At 49.3% G+C, this 20,975-nt stretch carries 14 protein-coding genes and 3 pseudogenes; 9 read left to right on the top strand and 8 right to left on the bottom strand.

What is annotated here, in order from left to right; genetic code table 11:
* From VN447_RS23360 to VN447_RS13490, 3 genes and pseudogenes are all read right to left on the bottom strand, one after another.
* Positions 1-168: pseudogene (locus tag VN447_RS23360) on the bottom strand (IS91 family transposase); the annotation flags it as partial.
* Between the two features lie 140 nt (positions 169-308).
* Positions 309-1,091: a DUF3794 domain-containing protein gene (locus tag VN447_RS13485; protein ID WP_325525863.1), complete on the bottom strand. Its 783-nt coding sequence runs from the start codon at positions 1,089-1,091 to the stop codon at positions 309-311.
* Between the two features lie 78 nt (positions 1,092-1,169).
* The gene (locus tag VN447_RS13490) at positions 1,170-2,078 is read right to left on the bottom strand and encodes a LysR family transcriptional regulator (protein WP_325525864.1); all 909 of its coding nucleotides are present in this window, start codon (positions 2,076-2,078) and stop codon (positions 1,170-1,172) included.
* Positions 2,079-2,220: 142 nt separating this feature from the next.
* Between VN447_RS13490 and VN447_RS13495 the strand changes: the two genes are divergently transcribed.
* The 8 genes from VN447_RS13495 (at position 2,221) to VN447_RS13530 (ending at position 12,005) form a co-directional block, all read left to right on the top strand.
* Complete coding sequence (locus tag VN447_RS13495; protein WP_325525865.1) at positions 2,221-3,624, top strand: anion permease; 1,404 nt, start codon at positions 2,221-2,223, stop codon at positions 3,622-3,624.
* Between the two features lie 50 nt (positions 3,625-3,674).
* The gene (locus tag VN447_RS13500; RefSeq protein WP_325525866.1) at positions 3,675-4,520 is read left to right on the top strand and encodes a fumarate hydratase; all 846 of its coding nucleotides are present in this window, start codon (positions 3,675-3,677) and stop codon (positions 4,518-4,520) included.
* A gap of 12 nt (positions 4,521-4,532) precedes the next feature.
* Positions 4,533-5,090, top strand: a complete 558-nt coding sequence (locus tag VN447_RS13505; protein WP_325525867.1) for a Fe-S-containing hydro-lyase — start codon at positions 4,533-4,535, stop codon at positions 5,088-5,090.
* 149 nt (positions 5,091-5,239) lie between these two features.
* Positions 5,240-6,949: an FAD-binding protein gene (locus VN447_RS13510; protein WP_325525868.1), complete on the top strand. Its 1,710-nt coding sequence runs from the start codon at positions 5,240-5,242 to the stop codon at positions 6,947-6,949.
* Positions 6,949-7,896, top strand: coding sequence for a succinate dehydrogenase/fumarate reductase iron-sulfur subunit (locus tag VN447_RS13515; protein ID WP_325525869.1), 948 nt, complete (start codon positions 6,949-6,951; stop codon positions 7,894-7,896). Before VN447_RS13510 ends, VN447_RS13515 begins: the two co-directional genes overlap by 1 nt.
* Positions 7,896-8,768: a CoB--CoM heterodisulfide reductase iron-sulfur subunit B family protein gene (locus tag VN447_RS13520; protein WP_325525870.1), complete on the top strand. Its 873-nt coding sequence runs from the start codon at positions 7,896-7,898 to the stop codon at positions 8,766-8,768. Before VN447_RS13515 ends, VN447_RS13520 begins: the two co-directional genes overlap by 1 nt.
* A 354-nt stretch (positions 8,769-9,122) precedes the next feature.
* Complete coding sequence (gene dnaK, locus VN447_RS13525; protein ID WP_325525871.1) at positions 9,123-10,976, top strand: molecular chaperone DnaK; 1,854 nt, start codon at positions 9,123-9,125, stop codon at positions 10,974-10,976.
* Between the two features lie 33 nt (positions 10,977-11,009).
* Entirely contained in the window at positions 11,010-12,005 is a 996-nt protein-coding gene (locus VN447_RS13530) for a J domain-containing protein (RefSeq protein WP_325525872.1), read from the top strand.
* Positions 12,006-12,067: 62 nt separating this feature from the next.
* On the opposite strand, the pseudogene VN447_RS13535 reads toward VN447_RS13530, so the two are convergent.
* A pseudogene (locus VN447_RS13535) lies at positions 12,068-13,845 on the bottom strand (OPT family oligopeptide transporter); the annotation flags it as partial.
* On the opposite strand from VN447_RS13535, the pseudogene VN447_RS13540 reads away from it, so the two are divergent.
* A pseudogene (locus VN447_RS13540) lies at positions 13,841-14,026 on the top strand (OPT/YSL family transporter); the annotation flags it as partial. The pseudogenes VN447_RS13535 and VN447_RS13540 sit on opposite strands and share 5 nt — an antisense overlap.
* Before the next feature lie 74 nt (positions 14,027-14,100).
* Here the strand turns inward: VN447_RS13540 and VN447_RS13545 are convergent.
* The 4 genes from VN447_RS13545 to VN447_RS13560 form a co-directional block, all read right to left on the bottom strand.
* Positions 14,101-15,504 (bottom strand): amino acid permease, encoded by a 1,404-nt coding sequence (locus VN447_RS13545; protein ID WP_325525873.1) that lies wholly within the window; start codon positions 15,502-15,504, stop codon positions 14,101-14,103.
* A 150-nt stretch (positions 15,505-15,654) separates the two neighbouring features.
* Complete coding sequence (locus VN447_RS13550) at positions 15,655-16,713, bottom strand: Glu/Leu/Phe/Val dehydrogenase (protein ID WP_325525874.1); 1,059 nt, start codon at positions 16,711-16,713, stop codon at positions 15,655-15,657.
* A 168-nt stretch (positions 16,714-16,881) separates the two neighbouring features.
* A complete protein-coding gene (locus tag VN447_RS13555; RefSeq protein ID WP_325525875.1) occupies positions 16,882-18,651 on the bottom strand; it encodes a sigma-54-dependent Fis family transcriptional regulator in 1,770 nt (589 codons plus the stop codon).
* 503 nt (positions 18,652-19,154) lie between these two features.
* A complete protein-coding gene (locus VN447_RS13560; protein WP_325525876.1) occupies positions 19,155-20,861 on the bottom strand; it encodes a methyl-accepting chemotaxis protein in 1,707 nt (568 codons plus the stop codon).
* Between the last annotated feature and the right edge of the window lie 114 nt (positions 20,862-20,975).

Here is a 20,975-nt window from a genome sequence, read left to right on the forward strand (position 1 = left end):
CAACCTTCACAAACAAAAAGCTTAAATCCCTGTTTGGGATCTCCACAATGTTCAAATTTTTTTACCTCTTTGCGAACAACAGGTCGAATCCGTTTTCCATATTTCTCGACGAACCGCTTCCAATTCTGTTTTGCATCAAAAGATCTGCCATAAGATGTTCTTCTTCATGCCTCCGTATTTCCGCAAACCCGCGCCATTTCTCCTGCCGTAGCCTCTCTAAACTTATAAATTCTGATACATCAAAAAAAAGCACTACCTGAGCTCTAAGAGCTTCACATAGTGCTTTTTGTGAGGATATAGATCAGTACTTATCCCTTTGGCTTATACGGCAGTCCCTGGGGCGGACCCTGATATAACATAACTTCCCGGTCAGCCATTACTTTCACAGTAATTCTCAGCACGACCGATACATCAAATCTCCGGGTGCAACGGCGCGGTCTTTTATGCGGTTTGCAATGGTGATCGTGCTCGTGGCCGCAGTCGCAGTCGGGTTTACACTTATGTTTTTTGTGGGGCTTATGCTTATGATGGTAGTCATCATCGCAATCGTCATAATCGTCATAGTCATCATCGCAATCGTCATAATCATCATAATCATCGTCGCAGTCATGCTCATAATCATCGTAGTCATCATAATCGTCGCAATCATGACCTTTTTTCTTATGCCAATGGGCTCGAGTGTGTACATCACAATCATAATCGACAAACTCAACCATGACGCTGGCGTCAGCGTCCATCCCCCGCCGTGTTCCCGGGATATCAGCGTAGGCAGTAAATCTGATAGGCCATACTTCAACAGCGTGCACCGGCTGCCTCGGCCGGCAGGCAACATATAAAGCCTTAACCTCAAATTGCCCTCTGACAACAACCTTGTTGGGTATGATATCAACGCTGTTAATTTCCAGTTTTTTAACAAAGACATCAACAATTTGCTCAATAGCTGGTTTGTGCCGCGGCACAACCACATGCACATCCAACGACTTTTGAACCTCTCTTTCACCCAATACCTGCCGGACGACAATAGATTTCGGGCCGGCGCTGATGCCGGCAGTACAATATTGCGGCCGCTCCCATGGTTCTATATGTGTCATTATTACCCTCCTTTCGCGTCTTATAACATATATATGCAAAAGAGCGGAAGAAGACAACAACTGCCTCTCGGTAATAACCTATTCGCGCTTGGTTACCGTCCCCCGGAAACTGGGGGACTTGGTATAAGCAACAATAAAATCGCTAAAAGCCTGTGCGGCCTTTGACAGGTATTTTCCTTTTTTCCAAGCCAGGCCGATGGTGATTGACAAAGGCTCAGCAAGCGGCACACCGACCAAATTAGGATGGTTGCGAACCACCATGTTCATTAAAAAGGAAATACCGACATTACTTGCGACCATCGCCTTGATTGTTTCAATCTGATTGGAAGAAAACACAATATTAGGCGTAAAGCCGTGGCGCGCGCACTCTTCAAGCACGAGCTGACGGTGAAAGAATTCTTCTTTTAAAAGAATGAAGGGCTCATCACGCAATTGACTGAAACTAACTGACTTTGCTGTATGTAAATGGTGGTTAGGCGCCAGGCAAAGCATAATTTCTTCCTGGGTAATAGGAATGGTATTGAGCACGGTTGAAGATTCAGGCAGAATAATCAGGCCCAAATCCAGTTCTTCTTTTTCCAGCATCGACCGGGCCGCCAGTGAACCTTCTTCATAAACTACCAAATTAAGATTAGGATAGGCGCTCTTAAATAGGTTAAAAATGTTAGGGAAGAGATAGGCTCCGATCATTGGCGGCGCCGCAAATTTGATACTCCCCCTGTTTAGCTTGCGAAAATCCTCCATTTCATGGACGGCCTGGCGGATATCAAACAAAATCTTTTTTATTCTAATCTGAAAGGCTTGCCCCTCAGCTGTGATGGCAATCTTTTTTTGACTGCGATCAAACAAGAACACCCCAAGTTCCTCTTCAAGCTTTTGGATGGCATTGGTGATTGATGGCTGGGCTACATGCAACTCTTCGGCAGCTCTTGTAAAGTTCTGCAGCCTGCTAACGGCCTCAAAATATTCAAGTTGACGCAATTCCACCCGTAATTCCCCCCATTTTTAATAGTCATTACCTATTGTACCATAGAATATCGATATTTTAATTACTTATGTAGCGGTGCTAAAGTATAGATAGGGTATTATCAAAATCATCTAAAAACTAACTAGGAGGGATTACTTTTTCATGAACAGCAAAGTTGTAAAAGCCCTGGCGACTGTCGCCGTAGGTACTGCCATCTGGTTTATCCCCATCCCGCAGGGGCTTAAGCCGGAAGCCTGGCATTTAATGGCCATTTTTGTCGCAACAATCTTTGGCTTCATCGTCCAGCCGTTGCCCATTGGCGCTGTAGCGCTCATCAGTGTGACGTTCACTGCCCTTGCCGGCGTGTTAAAACCGGCCGAAGCCATCAGTGGATTCTCTAACACCACCATCTGGCTGATTGTTGCCGCCTTTTTATTTGCCAAAGGCTTTATCAAAACCGGCTTAGGACGCCGCATTGCCTTTATGCTAATAAAAGCCATCGGGGACAGTACGCTGAAACTTGGTTATACACTAGTCCTCAGCGACCTTATTATTAGCCCGGCCACCCCCTCGAACACAGCACGCGCCGGTGGCATTCTTTTCCCGATTGTCCGCAGTCTCTGCACAGCTTTTGGCTCTGAGCCAGGACCGACTGCCCGTAAAGTCGGCAGCTATCTAATGCAGACGGCCTATCAGGGCAATACCATTACTTCTGCCATGTTCCTTACCTCAATGGCCGGGAACCCCTTAATCGCTCTACTTGCCGCCAAAACACTGAATATCCAGCTTAGCTGGGGTCAATGGGCTTTAGCTTCTGTCGTCCCGGGTATTATTTCGCTGATTGTAGTTCCGTACTTCCTGTACAAATTCTACCCACCCGAGATTAAGAAAACGCCAGAGGCTAAAGCCCTGGCGGCAAAAGAGCTTGAGATCATGGGTCCTATGTCATGGGGCGAAAAAATTGTCGCCATGGTATTTGTGGGTGCCCTTATTCTATGGAGTACCTCCCAGTATACCAAACTGGATGCCACCGTTGTCGCCCTCTTAGCTGTCGTTGTCATGCTGGTCACCCAAGTACTTGAATGGAAAGATGTCCTTGATGAAAAAGGCGCATGGGATACCCTGATCTGGATGGGTGCCCTTGTCGGCCTGGCTGATTATCTTTCGAAACTTGGTTTCATTCCCTGGTTTGCCCAAACAATGGCAGCAAGCATTGTAGGCATCCCCTGGCTGCAGGCATTTATTGTCCTCACAGTCGTTTATCTGTATGCGCATTACGCTTTCGCGAGCCTGACTGCTCATATCACAGCCATGTACCCAGCCTTTATCGCGGTAGCCGTAGCTGCCGGCGCCCCTGCCTATCTGGTAGCCCTGTCGCTGGCCTTTATGTCCAATCTCTGTATGTCACTGACCCACTATGCGGCCGGTCCGTCGCCTATTTATTTCGGCGCAGGTTATGTCGACCAAGGCACCTGGTGGCGGCTTGGGTTCATTATATCTGTCATCAACTTGATTATTTGGGTTGGCTTAGGTTCTATCTGGTGGAAAGTTCTCGGTCTTTGGTAATAACCGAATCCATTTAAAATGATTTCCTAAGAGTAGAGAGGAGCTATTACATGCGTACAATCCAGTCACAGCAAATCACTGACGCTGTTGCCAAATTGGCAATTGACGCCAATTACTATTTATCTGAGGATGTTTTTAATGCACTAGTTGAAGGCAAAGAAAAAGAAGAATCGCCGCTTGGCAAAGAAATCTTTGACCAGATTATTAAAAACGCCTGTATCGCCAGAGATGAAGATAAACCCATGTGTCAAGACACCGGACTTGCAGTAATCTTTGTTGAATTAGGTCAGGATGTCTGCATCGAAGGGGGCACATTGGAAGCAGCTGTTAATGCCGGTGTGGCCAAAGGCTATACCGAAGGCTATTTACGCAAATCGGCCGTTGCCGAGCCGCTGTTCAACCGTAAAAATACCGGCGACAATACCCCGGCTATCATTCATGTCGAAAGCGTTCCCGGCGACCAACTCAAAATTGTCCTTGCTCCCAAAGGGGCCGGCAGTGAAAACAAAAGCGCCCTTAAAATGCTGATACCAGCCGACGGTGTGGCAGGAGTAAAGAAGTTCGTTGTTGAAACAATTGAGAATGCAGGTTCTAACCCCTGTCCGCCCATTGTAGTTGGTGTAGGAATCGGCGGCACTATGGAGAAAGCTGCCTATCTTGCCAAGAAAGCCCTGATTCGTCCGTTAACCAAACGAAATGACCATCCTGACTATGCCAAGCTTGAAGGCGAACTTTTAGGGCTTATTAATAAAACCGGTATCGGACCCCAAGGTCTTGGCGGTCGCATCACAGCCCTGGCTGTCAACATTGAATGGTATCCTACCCATATTGCCAGCCTGCCTGTAGCTGTAAACATCAACTGTCATGCCACCCGGCATGCTGAAGTAGTACTGTAAGGGGGAAAAAACATGGCTGAACAAATTCGTATCACTACACCACTTACCGATGAAACGATAAAGAATTTAAAAGCCGGGGATAGTGTTCTTATTACCGGCGTAATCTATGCTGCGCGCGACGCGGCGCACAAATGTATGGTTGAGGCCCTCGACAAGGGCGAAGAACTGCCGGTAGATTTCACAGGACAAATGGTTTACTACGTCGGACCCTCGCCAGCTAAACCGGGCGAACCGATCGGTTCTGCCGGTCCTACCACCAGTGGCCGGATGGATGCTTATGCGCCGCGTATCCTGGACAAAGGCCTAAAAGGAATGATTGGCAAGGGCTACCGTTCTGACGCGGTTGTAGACAGCATGAAGAAACATGGCGTTGTTTATCTTGTTACCACCGGCGGTGCAGCCGCTCTTATCTCAAAAACAATCAAGTCCTATGAAGTAGTGGCTTACGGCGATCTTGGCCCCGAAGCACTGGCTCGTATGGAAGTAGAGGATTTTCCGGCCATCGTGGCGATTGATAGCACAGGGAAAAACGTCTATCATGAAGGACAAAAGGCTTACCGCCAAGATTAGCCTATAGCCCAAACTATATAGTTTCCAATAAAGATTTACTGGCATGATGTTAGTATAAGCGTAAGTTAAGCGCCAGCGGTGGAGCGTTAGTAACATCATGCCAAAAGAAAATCTTTATTGGACTTCAAATAACATCATTGAGGTGAACAATGCTTAACTTTGACGTACTAGTTATCGGCAGTGGCGGCTCCGGAATGCGGGCCGCCCTTGAAGCCGTTCGGCAGGAAGGCCTCTCGGTCGGCCTGATGACTAAAATGTTTCCCACCCGCTCGGCCACCGGCTGTGCTCAGGGTGGCATTAACGGTTCCTTGCAGAACGCCGATCCGAGCGATTCCATTGAAAAACACATTTTTGATACAATAAAAGGCAGCGACTATCTCGGCGATCAGGATGCCATTGAACACTTTATCAGCAGCATGCCTGATGCCATTCGGGAACTGGATTACTTTGGCGTACCCTTCTCCCGTGACGGCCAGGGCCGGATAGCCCAGCGCAACTTCGGTGGTGCATCCTCACCCCGGACCTGTTTTTCGGCCGACGTAACCGGTCATGTTATTCTCCACACTCTTTATGAACAGTGCCTGAAGCATGGTGTAAAAATTCTGACTGAATGGTATCTGCTGCAAATTGTTACCGATCAGGGCAAACTATGCGGTGTTGTCGCCTATGATTTAAAGGGCGGCCGCATTGTTCCCATTGCGGCCAAAGCCGTTGTTGTAGCTACTGGCGGCGCCGGCCGCATGTACTGGCTCCGCACCACCAACCCGTTTACTTCGACCGGTGATGGTATTGCCGCTTGCTTTGATGCCGGCGTTCCGGTCAAAGACCCTGAGTTTGTTCAGTTCCATCCTACCGGCCTGGCCGGTACCGGAATTTTGATGTCAGAAGCCTCCCGTGGCGAAGGCGGTTATCTTCTCAACAACAAAGGTGAGCGCTTCATGTCTCGCTATGCGCCGGAAAAGATGGAGCTTGCTACCCGCGACCTTGTCTCCCAAGCCATTGAGACAGAAATTAAAGAGGGACGCGGCTTCGGCGAAGGGTTGAGCGCCTATGTTCAACTAGATCTACGCCATTTAGGACGGGAAAAAATCATGGAACGTCTGCCCCAGATTCGTGACTTGGCGATCACTTTTGAGCAGGTCGACCCTATTGAACAGCCTATTCCCATCCGCCCTAGCTGTCATTATTCCATGGGCGGCGTTGACGTAATCGACTACCACACCTGTGCAACAGCTGTTGAGGGCATTTTTGCTGCCGGTGAGGCTGCCTGCATCTCAGTCCACGGGGCTAACCGCCTTGGCGGCAATTCATTGGCTGACATCGTTGCTTTTGGGAAATTCGCCGGTCAAGGTGCTGCCACTTGCGCAAAACAGCGGCAGGCCGTCAATCAAGGTCTTGTTGACCAAGCCTCCCAGGCCTGGGAGGCCAAATATAACGCTGTAACCACCAGGAGCACCGGCGTTACTACAGCATCGATCCGTGACCGGTTGGCCGAAGTCATGTGGAATAATGTCGGCGTGTTCCGCACCGGTGACGAAATGCAAGCAGCGCTCATAGTAGTCGACAGCTTGCTCCAGGAGTACCAAGCCATCATGGTGCCTGACCAAAACAAGATCTACAACACTGCCTTTGTGAACTACATCGAACTTGGCAGCATGCTTACAGTGGCCAAAACGGTCGTCCTCGGCGCTCTTAACCGTCAGGAAAGCCGCGGCAGTCACTGCCGGGCCGATTTCCCCAGCCGTGATGACGCCAACTTCCTGAAACACACCATCGTGTCCAAGGAAGGCCAGTCGTACAATATATCTTACCGGCCAGTCGTAATCACCAAATACCCGCCAGCAGAAAGGAAATATTGATGCGCCAGATAACATATAAAATTGAACGGTTTGACGGAGCAAAAAGCTTCGTACAAGAATATACCTTCCCCCATCAGCCGGGTAAGACCATTCTCTGGGGTCTAATCAACATCAAAGAAACGCTTGACCCCACGCTCGCTTTCACAGCAGCCTGCCGCGCAGCGGTATGCGGTGCCTGCGCCGTGCGTGTCAACGGTCAGGCTTTCCTGGCCTGTGAGACCCCGCTTGACGGTATCCTGGATCGCTTCGGTGATACTTTAACCATCGGTCCTATCCAAAATTTCAAAGTCATTCGCGACCTTGTTGTTGACTGGGAACCCAAAGCCGAGCGCTTAATGGCAAACAGCACCTGGTTAGCACCCAAAGATGAATTTAACGCCAAAGAAGGCTGCCGTCAAAACGCTGCCGACTTTAAGAAAATCAATACCCAGGCTGGCTGTATTCTCTGTGGTGCCTGTGCTTCCGAATGTTCCAAGCTCAGTGCGGATAACAAGGATTTCCTTGAACCTTTCACCTATTCTAAAGTGTGGAAATTTGTTGCCGATACCCGGGACAAGTCGTCAGCCGAACGCATCAAAGCGGTACTTGACAAAGGCCTCTGGAAATGCCTGCACTGCGTAGAATGCAGTACAAAATGCCCAAAAGGTTTAGCTCCCGGCGAAGATATCGCCCGGCTGCGCCAATTATCCATCAAGCTCGGTTATACCGATAATCCCGGCGCCCGCCATGCGCTGGCTTTCTTACAGGATATCGAAGATACCGGCCGCTTAAATGAAACCAAATTGTCGGTAAGAAGTATCGGCATGCTGGGCTCAATGACCAAATTCCCGTTTGCGCTCCGCCTCCTCCGTCGCGGCAAACTCAATCCTTTCCATTTCCCTGGCAAGGTCAAAGGGCATGAGCAGATTAAGGCCATCCTCAAAGCAGTAAGGGAGAGTGAGAAATAATGAAATATGCATTTTTCCCGGGCTGCGTTCTTGAGGGAGCGGCCAAAGAAAACTATATAGCCACTACCGCTGTCGCCAAAGCGCTTGGTATTGAGCTTCTCGAAATCCCCGGCTGGACCTGCTGTGGCGCGTCCCATGTGCAAGACGTAGACGACCTGGCGGCAACTGCCATTAACGCCCGTAATATCGCCTTAGCTGAACAAATGGACCTGCCGCTCTTAACCGTGTGCAATACCTGCACCTTAATGCTGCGCAAAGCCAAAGCCAAGCTGGACAACGGCCAAAAAGAAACAGTCAATGCTCTCTTAGCTGTTGCCGGCCTTAATTATAAGGGCACAAGCAATATTACCCACTTACTCTGGGTACTGCTTAGCGACTACGGTCTTGATCGGCTGAAGCAGTTGGTTAAACGCCCATTAACCGGCCTCAAAGTAGCTGCCTACTATGGCTGCCATATTCTCCGCCCCCCAACCCTAATGGATTTTGAAGACCATGCTAATCCACAGTCTCTCGAAAACCTCATTCGCGCTCTCGGCGCTCAACCTGTTGACTATGATGCAAGACTTAAGTGCTGCGGTTTCCACGCTACCTATACTGCGGAAAAAGACATGATCCGCATCACCGGTGAAACTAACCACAGTGCAGTAAAAGCCGGTGCGGACTGCATTGTTACGCCGTGCCCGCTGTGCCAAATGTCACTTGACATGAATCAGCCGGAAGGTCAGGCGGCTGTAGGCTGTCAGCAGGAGATGCCGGTACTGCATCTGGCCCAGTTAGTAGGGCTTGCTCTCGGTCTTACGCCTGAGGAATTAGGTATGAACATGCATATTGCTGGCCGCGAAATCATTAGAGGAAAAATATCCGCTAAGTAACAAAACAAATACAAAACGGTCTGAATCTCTTCACTCGGGGATTCAGACCGTTTTATATTATCGTGACTATACTCGGAATTATTTTGCTTGTAGCCATTCTTCCCGCTTCTAAAAGCATATCCTGCACTATTCAAAAGTCAATAATAGTCAAAAAGTCAAAAATAGTTAGATTGCCTGCGTCCTGAGTTCACCATTTTGTTAAATTGCCTTAAACTGCCAAAAATGACCTAAAATCAGCCATTTACGCCCTCCAAAGAATAACGATTATCTGGTAATATGTAATTGTAAAGATTGGTAATTCAATGTTACTAACGCGAATAGCTATCTTATATTAAAATCAGGAGGCGTATTATCATGGCAAAAATAGTTGGTATTGATTTAGGTACTACAAATTCGGTTATTGCTGTACTGGAAGGAGGACGCCCTACAGTCATTGCCAATGCGGAAGGCAGCCGTACCACGCCTTCAGTAGTGTCTTTCCGGGATAACGAGCGCTTAGTTGGTCAATTGGCCAAACGTCAGGCAGTGCTCAATCCTGCTAAAACCTTTTCTTCAGTCAAACGGTTCATCGGCCGTCGTAATGATGAAGTATCGGCCGAAGCAAAACTGGTTCCTTATAAAATTAGCGCAGATGCCAATAACGCCGTAAAATTTATTGTCGATGACACAGCCTATGCACCAGAGGAAATTTCGGCCCAAGTACTGCGTAAACTAGTCGATGATGCCGGCAAATACCTGGGTGAAAAAATCACAGAAGCCGTTATTACCGTTCCGGCCTACTTTAACGACGCCCAGCGTCAGGCCACTAAAGATGCCGGCCGGGTTGCCGGGCTCAACGTGCTAAGGATCATCAACGAACCAACAGCGGCTGCGCTGGCTTATGGGCTTGATAAAAAGAAAAATGAAACCATTTTGGTTTTTGACCTAGGCGGCGGCACTTTTGATGTCTCCATCCTGGAAGTGGGCGATGGTATCTTTGAAGTCAAGTCCACTAACGGCGATACCCACCTTGGCGGTGACGATTTTGACAAGGTTATCGTCGACTGGTTGGCCGCTGAATTCAAAAAAGATCACGGCATTGACCTACTTGCTGACAAGCAATCACTACAACGGCTGACCGAAGCGGCAGAGAAAGCCAAGATTGAATTGTCGTCAGTGTTAGAAACCACGATTAACCTGCCTTTCATCACTGCCGACGCTAACGGACCCAAGCACCTGGAGGCCAAACTAAGCCGGGCTAAATTTGACGAACTGACCCGCCCACTGGTAGAACGTTGCCGTATTCCGGTAGAAAAAGCGCTGGCTGATGCCAAACTAACCGCTGCCGCTGTGGATGAAGTCATTTTGGTGGGTGGTTCCACCCGCATTCCGGCTGTACAAAACCTGGTCAGATCCATTACCGGCAAAACCCCCAACCAAAGTGTCAACCCGGACGAAGTAGTGGCCGTAGGAGCCGCCATCCAGGCCGGTGTCTTGAGCGGCGAGCTCAAAGACGTAGTGCTGCTTGATGTAACACCGTTATCTCTGGGCGTAGAAACCATGGGCGGCATTATGACCAGGATTATTGACCGGAATACCACTATTCCTACCCGCCACAGTCAGGTATTCAGCACAGCTGACGATAACCAGCCTGAAGTGGAGATTCACGTCCTGCAGGGCGAGCGGGAAATGGCGGCAGGTAACCGGACTCTGGGCCGGTTTAAACTTGGAGGCTTACCACCTGCGCCCAGAGGTGTACCGCAAATTGAGGTCACCTTTGATATTGATGCCAATGGTATCCTGACTGTAAGCGCTAAAGACCAGGCCAGTGGCAAAGAGCAATCTGTCACCATCACCGGCTCCAGCAATCTTGATAAAGCGGCTATTGACCAAATGGTGGAAGACGCCAAGCAGTATGCTGCTGAAGATAAAGAGCGCCGCCGGCAGGTAGAATTAAAGAATGAACTGGACAGCCTCAGCTATCAGGCCAAGACCTTCCTGGAAACAAACAATACCGGCCTGCCTGCCCATCTGAGCGGCCGCCTAAGCGACGCTGTAACCCAGGCCAAGGCGGCTGTCGAGCAAAACGCCGCGATCGATAAATTGCAGCAAGTCAAAGCTGAACTGGAGCAGGCCTATACCCAGGCCAGCCAGTATCAACCCGCCCCGGCGGCTACACAATCTCCGCCTGCCGGCGACGACAATATTATCGACGCCGAATATGAGTAAAACAAAACATCCCCGGTAAAGGAGGCGATGCTGATGAAATATATCGACTACTATGAAGTGCTGGGCATACCCCGGACAGCATCTGATAAAGACATTAAGCAGGCTTACCGCCAGTTGGCCCGTCAGCATCACCCAGACTTGCACCAGGGGGATGCCAAGCAGGCCGCCGAAGAAAAATTTAAAGCCATCAACGAGGCTTATGAGGTATTAGGTGACCCCGAAAAGCGGGGCAAATACGACCAACTGGGCCGTAATTGGCAGACAGGCCAGGACTTCGAACCTGCAGGCACCGGCTTTTCTTACAGCGTCCACAACACAGCTGATTTTGATTTAGGCGGTTTTGGTTTCAGCGATTTCTTCTCCAGCATGTTCGGCCAGGATTTTTCCCATCGGCAGGCAGGCCGGCCAACCAGCTTCAAAGGCGAAGATATCGATGCCGAAATCAGCCTGTCCATCGAAGAATTACTGAATGGTGTGGAAAAAGACTTGCATTTGACCACGCCTAATGCCTGCAGCGCCTGCGCCGGACGACGTTTCACCAGACAGGGCGTTTGCCCGGTCTGTGGCGGGCTGGGTACGACCGAGGAAACAAAAACCGTTAAGGTAAAAATCCCACCCGGCCTACACCCCGGTGCCAGCTTACGCCTTAAAGGCCTGGGCGGCCAAGGCCACGGCGGCGGCGCAAGCGGCGATCTATACCTCCACATCAAAGCCACTCCACACCCGTCCTGGCAGCTTGCCAACAAGGCCGACCTGACAATGGAACTGACCCTTCTGCCCGAACAGGCCGTCCTGGGGGCTAAAATACCTATAGCCACTCCTCATGGTCAGCTGCAGGTAAAGGTTCAGCCAGGCATCCGTTCCGGGCAGCAGCTGCGGCTGAAAGGTAAAGGCCTGCCGCAAGGCCCTAACCGCAACGGCGACCTTTTTCTCAAAATCCGTATTGATATTCCAACAAACCTGACAGAAGAGGAACTGGAGCTGTACCGGCAGATCCAAAAGCTAAAGGCACCAACACCAGGCAATTAAATAATTAAAGGCTCAACAGGCAGTATTCCGCTGCATGTTGAGCCTTTTGCCGTACAAAACCTCTAATTAACATTAACAACGCGATAAACAAATAGGGCAATCATGGCGATAAATACGATCAATCCGAGCCAATCCGCTGTGGGGCCAAACTCCTTGCCTACGAGTGCCAGCGGCGAATCGCTGCCGCCGCCGGTTACTGAAAATACAATGATGATGGCAATGATAACCCCCATTAAACTTTCACCAACAATAAGCCCAGATGCAAATAGTACACCATGGCGGTTGCAAGTTTCCACATCTTCTTCAATGTTTTTCGGACTCCGCTCTATCGCCCGATTATGTAGATACCGATACACAAAATAGCTCATGACAGTACCTAGGATAAGAGGCGTTTCCAATGTAGGCGGCAAGTAAATCCCCATACCTACAGCTAACGGCGGCAGATAGTATTTTTCCGAGTTCTTTTTCAGTAGCCAATCTACACTAATGATCACAATTCCGACTCCTACGCCGAAAAGAATATAATTCCAATCCAAATTGTGACTAAAAATCCCTTTGGCTATCGTAGCCATCAAAGTTGCCTGCGGTGCAGAAAGAACTTGACTTTCGTCCATTCCAGCGCGCGGCATAGCCCCGACAAAACCATACGCTTCATATAATAAATTCAATACTGGTGAAATGGCAAAAGCTCCCACAATGCAGCCCAGCAATAAGGCCACTTGCTGTCTCCAAGGCGTAGCACCGACGAGATAACCTGTTTTTAAATCTTGCAGATTGTCGTTTGAAATAGCAGCAATGTGACAATGACGCTTGTCATAAAAATAGCTAACGCAATAGCGAATTTAGTTCCGGTTTCCGTGTCAAAAAGACTGACCGCTGTTCCGATTGCCAATACGACAAGAGAGGATATAATTATTCCCAAAATCCCTATCCCCGAAATCGGGCTGGCCGATGTACCAATTAATCCGGCCATGTAGCCACACGCAGCAGCCACAAAAAATCCCATGCAGATGGAGATGGTAACACCTACGAGAACAAAAATCCATGTGGTACCTGCTGACAGATGTGCGTCCGCAATAAAGGAATAAAATGTTCCCAGTAAACCGATAACAATAACACTTAAAACCATCCCTGTCGCTTTAGGAGACAAATCTGTATCCATCCGGTGCAAATTTTTTCCTGTTTCCGACTGACTCATAGCTTGTATCGAAATGCGCATACCCTCGATGATTGGTTTTACTAACATAATCAGTGTCCATATTGCGGCAATACCAATCGCACCAGCACCGATAAGCCGTACCTTTTGTGCCCAGACACCAGACAGCGGTTGCAAACGCATTGGCGCTTTGCCCAACTGCCGATGACATTACAGATGTAAGATACGGCACAAATACGCCCCACGCCAGAATAGTACCCACTAACATTGCCATACCACTAGCGATACCAATCAGATAGCCGGCTCCCAGTAAAGCAGAAGAAAAGCCAATAGGCAACTGCGATGTAATTTTGCCGAAAGTGAACCAATAGTGCACTTCCGATGAAATAACTTGAAAACCACTCGTACACAAACTGATAATAGCCGAAACATAGAACGGCGCAATGGAATAGTGAACAGCACGCCAAGACTGCCGCCACAAGCACAAATCATCAAGGTCTGCCAGAAAGCAAACCCCTGCCAATACCCGATCATCAGTAAGCCGGGAATAATAAATATAACCGCCGAAAGGGTACCTGCTGCCGAGGCCTGAGTTTGAACCATATTATTTTCCAAGACATTGGAATCTTTAAACATCTTCAAAACGGCCATAGAAATAACTGCCGCAGGGAGTATACATATGAAACAAGTAGATTTTACGAGTCATGAATTAAACGTGCCTGAACTTACGTTTCGGGGAATGTTGCTGGGAATGTTAATTACGGTCATTTTTACGGCATCCAATGTGTATTTGGGCTTAAAAGTAGGGCTCACGTTTTCGTCGTCTATTCCTCATCTAATAAGTTTTGCCAATCTGGCTTTTTGCTACCATTTAGGATTTGCCTGGTTGAGGTTTTACATACGATAGATAATGGATCGTTGTTGCTCGTAAATTGCAGTTCATTCATCCTGCGAAACGTCAGCAGGTTGTGAGGCCAGGGTACTATGCCTGCGGCTATAGCTGAAATACACGATCATGCCGATTACATACCAGATCCCGAAGAAGGTCAGGGTTTCCACCGGCAGATTAGCAATCAGGTAGCCGCACAAGAGCACGGCCAGCGGCACAACCACCTGGACGGCAGGGCAGCGAAACGGCCTGGGTACGTCAGGCTGGGTCCTGCGGAGCACCCACACACCTATTGAGACTAAAATAAAAGCAAAGAGTGTCCCCATGTTGCAGAGTTCGGCAATGATGTTGATCGGCAGTAAACCACTTAGCACACTTACTACGCCACCGGCAATCAGAGTGATGGTATGAGGAGTACCGTATTTGGGGTGGATCTTCACCAGACTCTGTGGAATCATCCCATCACGGGCCATTGCCAAAAATACGCGGGTCTGACCATACATAAAGACCAACAGTACGGTGGTAATGCCGCAAATGGCGCCTAGCGCCACGAGAGCGCTGCCGAAATTCATGCCAATGGCGCGAAGCGCGTAGGCTACCGGCTCGCTGTTGTTCAGGGTTGAATAAGGCACAACACCTGTCAAAACAGCTGCGACGGCAATATAAAGTACGGTACAGATAACCAGCGACCCGACAATTCCGATCGGAATATCCCGGTTGGGATTTTTACATTCTTCCGCAGCGGTGGACACAGTATCAAACCCGATATAGGCAAAAAACACGATCGCGGCGCCGGTAGCCACCCCACCCCAACCATACGGAAGGAACGGCTGCCAGTTTAGCGGCTCAATATGAGGAGTGGCAACAAACAGGAAAAAAGCGATACATGCCAGTTTGATAAATACCAGGATTCTGTTCAGAGCAGCACTTTCTCTGGTGCCAAGCATCAGTAAATAGGTGAGGATGAGCGTGATCAAAATCGCAGGTATATTCAGGATACCGCCATCAGCAGGGACAGCCGTCCACGCCGTCGGCAAGACAATGCCGGCCGATTTGAGTAACCCGACCATATAGCCTGACCAGCCGGCCGCTACCGCCGCTGACCCGATCGTATATTCACAAATCAGCGCCCAGCCTACCGCAAAAGCGACCACCTCACCCATTGAGACATAAGCAAAGGTATAAGCACTGCCAGTTACCGGCACCATGGATGCCAGCTCGGAATAGGCTAATGCGGCAAAAGCGCAGGCAAGACCTGATAAAACGAATGACAGCATAATTGCCGGCCCTGCATATTTGGCGGCAGCTACACCGGTAAGCACAAAAATTCCGGTGCCGATGATGCACCCGATTCCTAATAAAACTAGATCTGTCGCACCCAGAGTCTTCCTCAAGCCATTTCTTTCACTACCCCGGATCAGTTCCGCAATATTCTTCTTACGAAATAAGCTCATTTTTTTACCCCCCTATTCCATCAGAAAATTCAGATAAATTTTCCTATTTTTCTACTTTTACTTACACAACGATCCCCTCCCCACCGTGTAGCGGCAACTATACTTCTGGTACTCTTAGCAACTATCCCGGTGCGGGAGGGGAAGTAGAAATTACGGTAATAGCGTTTTTTTCACCTTGCCAATCAGGGCAATCCGCGTTTCGGCCAGAATATCGGCGGCTTTATAGGTCGGAATCCCCTCCCGTTTGGAAATGGCAATGACCTGTTCAATATTATGGTAAATGCCGTCTACTTTCTTTATGGCCCGGTCATGGTTATAGCCGCCTTGCTGCAACTCATCGGCCACGTTGATAACACCGCCGGCATTGATAATGAAATCAGGAGCATAGAGAATGCCTTTTTCCTGCAGAATATCGCCATGCCGAGTTTCCTTCAATTGATTGTTGGCAGCACCGGCGATAATCCGGCACTTTAACCGGGGCAATGTTTCATCATTGATTATGGCGCCCAACGCGCAGGGCGCAAAGATATCGCAATCAACCCCGTAGATTTCATGGGGGCTGACGGCTCTGGCACCAAATTCAGCGACGATACGGCTGATATTCTCCTCGCTGATATCTGTCACAACGAGGTTAGCCCCTTCCTCGTGAAGATGCTGGCAAAGGGTATAACCCACATGCCCCAGACCTTGCACAGCCACTGTTTTTCCCTGGAGCGAATCGGTTCCCCAAACCTCCGCGGCGCAAGCCTTCATGCCTTTCCAGGTACCATAAGCAGTGACCGGCGAGGGATCGGCCACGCCACGGCCAACCACATGGGAGGTTTCCATGTGTATATAGTCCATATCTTCTACGGCGGTGCCGACATCTTCAGAGGTAATGTACCGTCCATTCAGACTCTGGACGAAGCGGCCGAATGCCCGGAAAAGTGCTTCACTTTTATCGGTCTTGGAATTGCCGATGATAACGGCTTTGCCGCCCCCTATATTGAGACCGGCGGCTGCGTTTTTATAGCTCATACCCCTGGCCAGACGCACTACGTCCGTAATCGCGTCTTCTTCGCACTCGTACTGCCACATACGGGTACCGCCCAGCGCAGGACCAAGAGTGGTGTCATGAATACAGATAATGGCTTTTAGACCGGAGGCCGGATCGTGGCAAAAAACCAATTGCTCGTACCCATGCTGCTCCATCTTTTTAAAAATCCCCATTTACAAATCCCCCCTGTAAAAATTTATTGTTCCATCTGGTAGTACTTAAACGCAAGAAATATGCCAGCATAAGAGTACCCGTCAGAACCGGTAATAACCGTCCAGACAAAGAAAATCACTGCAAGACTTTGCATTAATTGCAAAATCCTGCAGTGAACTGTTTTGCAGTCAGACCGTGCTGCCCCTTATCCCATATTTCTCCAATTTATAATATAGGGTACGCAAAGAAATATTAAGATGACGGGCGGTTTCAGCCCGGTTGCCGCCATACCCGGTAAGCACGCCCGCGATAGCCCGCCGTTCCGCTTCCTCCAGCGTTTCTGACAGTGTTCTGCAGGGCACAACAGCGCTCTCTACGGCTTTATGCTCTGTGCTTGACCTGGTCACGGCCGAAAGTGGCGGTAAATGAGTCACCATAATCGTATATTCATTAAAATGCATATTAATCAGGGCACGGCCAAGGACATTCTCCAATTCCCGCACATTACCCGGCCAGCCGTGTTCGGCCAACAGGGCTGCTGCATCATCTTCAATCCCCTGCACGCTGCGGCCATACTCCCGGTTGAGTTTGGTCAACAGATGCCGGGCTAATTCCGGCAGATCCCCGATCCGCTGGCGCAGCGGCGGAATGGTTATCGGAAAAACATTAATCCGGTAATAAAGGTCTTTGCGAAAATTGCCTTTTTTGACCTCATCTTCCAGGCTCTTATTGGTAGCGGCAATAATTCTCAGATCAAGATCAAACGCCCTGACGCCACCGACCCTCATAATCTCCCGCTCCTGCAGCACCCGCAGCAATTTGACCTGAATAGACGGCGGAATCTCGCCAATCTCATCAAGAAACAGCGTACCGCCATCAGCCTCTTCAAAAAGGCCTTTCTTGCCACTTTTAAGAGCCCCGCTGAACGCCCCGGCCTCATAGCCAAATAACTCACTTTCCAGCAGCGTTTCCGGGATCGCAGCACAATTTACCCGGACAAACCGCCGGTATTTTCGCTGGCTGGCACTGTGAATGGCATGGGCAAACAACTCTTTCCCTGTCCCGCTCTCCCCTGTTAGCAGCACTGTGACAGGCGTAAGCGCAGCCCGGCCGGCATTCTCTACCGCCGCCTGCATCGCCGGCCCCCGGGCCACGATATCTTCAAAGGTATAGCGGGCCTGCCCCCGGTCCATCAGCGCTTCCACACCGGCAAGTTCCTCTGAGAGAAATTTTAATTCCGAGATGTCATGCGCCATTGCCACACTCCCGCGCAACCGGCCATCGACAATTAGCGGCGCCGCGTTAATAATGACCTCACGATTGTCAGGGCCCACCTTTAGCGGCACTCCCCGCACTGCCTCCATCGATTGCATGACCCGCAGATGAACACTTTCCCCCTGGCGGATATCCACAGTAGGCGGTTTACCCATGACTTCTTCCTTGCGCATCCCGATCAACCGCGTATAGGCCGGATTGACCAGTATGATTTTCCCTTGGTCGTCCACGACCGAAATGACGTCTTGCGAAGTGTTGATGATGGCTTCCAATAATTTTTTCATTTCTTTGATGCAAGTCATTTCCTCAGCTAAATGACGGACTTCGGTCATATCCCGGAAAACGGCCACCGCACCAACAATCCGGTTATCTTCGTCCCGAACCGGAACACGGTTGGTAAGGATACAGGTATCGCCGGTCTCCTGCCGCTGGTTAAGCTCAGGCAGCCCCGTCTCCAGCACGCAGTGCAGGCGTGAACCGGGAATAATATCCCGTGCATTTTCGCCATACGCCTCCCACGCCGCGATCCCCAGCAGCCGCTCAGCCGCCGTGTTGAAGAGTACGATTATCCCTTTTTTATTGACCGCTACGACGGCATCATGGGTCGAATTTAAAATATCCTGCATTTCCCGGCTACTGATACTCCACTCATTCCTGGTGATTAATTTACGTACTTTCGCCATACACACACCCCCAAGCTACCTTCCTCTGGCCAAACTTAAAATGTCCACCTCTTCTACTATATTTCTCCATATATTATCTGATTCCTCTCCTGGTAGTGGACAAAATATGTCTTCTTTTACATCACATTCCCAACAAATGTACTTGACTTTATTTGGGCGCGGAGGTGAAAACTATAGAAAAAAAATAAAGCGGGGCCGCGGAAACTTATCTCTAAGATTTTCCACAGCCCCGTGTTTTCAATCAACTTATCCAATAAATAGTTACAGGCGCAACATACTATTGAAGCTTTCCGTACCTTATTATATATTTGAAGTAATACACGTAAAGACTATCCCCCTGGACTATCGCACCAAGTGCGGATTATTGTGTTTTTATAAGGCATTGCCTGTTCAGCGGGACGAAAATCATAGTCGATTTTTACCGCTAACATAGTTTTGGAGCGATCTGTACAAAGTATTGAACGATTCACTGCCATATAAGGGTAGGGCATTTGTCTTTTTTGTCAGACTACAAACCGTTTAATTGTATTTTGCAGCTCTTCCGCCATTTTTGCTAATGCCTCACTGGAGGCGGCGATCTCTTCCGTTGCTGCCGATTGTTCCTGGGTAGCCGCCGATACCGATTGCGTATGCCTGGACGCAGCCTTACTTACATTGTCAATTTCCCTGACGGCGGTGACAATGTGCTGACTGCCGCCGGCCATCTGCTGAATTGCCGCCGAAATTTCCCTGATTTGAGAAGATTCCTGTTCAATTAAGCTGACAATTGAGCGGAAGGCTTCTCCCGTGGTATTGATGACTGCCGTACCTGCTTTGGCCTCCCGTGTACCTGCTTCCATTGCCATAACGGCTTTATCGGTGTCTCCCTGTATTTTTCCGATTAACGCCGCTATTTGCTTGGTCGCTTCCTGGGATTGCTCGGCTAGTTTCCGGACTTCTTCAGCCACCACCGCAAACCCACGGCCTTGCTCACCGGCACGGGCCGCTTCAATAGCGGCATTCAAAGCCAACAGATTGGTTTGTCCAGCAATACCAGAAATAGTAGCAATAATCTGCCCAATCTCCTGGGAACGTTCGCCAAGGCCGGCAACCACGTTAGCCGAATGCTTGACGGCATTTTCAATCGTGGTCATCTGATTGATGGCGCGGTCTACCGCCTGATTACCGCCGACCGCGGCTTGAGCAGTCTGGGCTGAAGTAGCGGCTACCATGTCGGCATTGGCCGCAATTTGCTGAATCCCTGCCGACATTTGTTCAACCACTGACATCGTTTCATTAACTGCTTCCAGTTGGTGCTCCGCCCCTTGAGCTACATTCATGACAGAATCAGTCACTTGGTTAGCTGCCTTAGCCGCCTGTTCGGCGCTGGCTGTAAGTTCCTCCGAAGCAGCGGAGACCTGCTCTGCATTCGACTGGACATTATGTACTACATCCCGCAGGTTTTGCACCATGGTTTTAAAAGCCTGCTGCAAATCGCCGATCTCGTCCTTATACTGCACGTCAATGCTGTGATTAAGCTTACCAGCGGCGATTTCTCCCGCTGTTGCGGCTAAAACACCGACAGGTCGGGTAATAGACCGAGCACTAAAGAAACCGACCAGAATACTGATAACCATACTTAGCAGACTAACAGTTATGCTGATCGTTTTGGTAGAGTTCATATCATCAATTGTCTGTGAGAAAACTGTCTGAATCTGTTTTTCCCGGAAGTCGGCATATTCATCGGCCTTGCTCATCAGCGCCCGGGCCGCAGGAGTAAGTTCACGGCCGGCCACTTCAATAAATTCTACATTACCGGCATTTTTCATTGGAATTACTTTATTTTCAGCAATATCCTGATAGGCTCCGGCTAATATTTGCAGTTCAGCAACAAGCCTGCGGCCCTCCTCGTCGTTAGCAGATGCCAATAACTCCCTGGTCAATTTTTCGTTCTCTTGTCCAGCCTGCCGGGACTCATCAAGCATTGACTTATTACCGGTCAATAAATAGGCCCGAATATCACTGACCTGGTTAGCAGTATTAAAAGCCACCTGGTTCGTTTGCATCAGCCGGGGAAGATTGCGTTCCTGAATCAGTTGAATTGCCTGATCGGCTTGACTGACTTTGTATATTGTGATTCCTGAACCGATCGCGTTTATCAACACGACTAGCAAAAAAAAGCCAATCGTTTTAACGCCCAAACTTAACCGCATCTTACGATCACCATCCAATCCTCCAGCATTTTTTTGTGTTTTTCCTGCCACAAGAACAATATTATCAAAAAAAAGCCTCTGCCTGCATGAATAGCCTAAATATGTCGGTTGCTATATGAAAATTCAACATAA

Origin of the sequence: Sporomusa sp. (genome assembly GCF_035561155.1) — a bacterium.
GTDB lineage: Bacteria > Bacillota > Negativicutes > Sporomusales > Sporomusaceae > Sporomusa.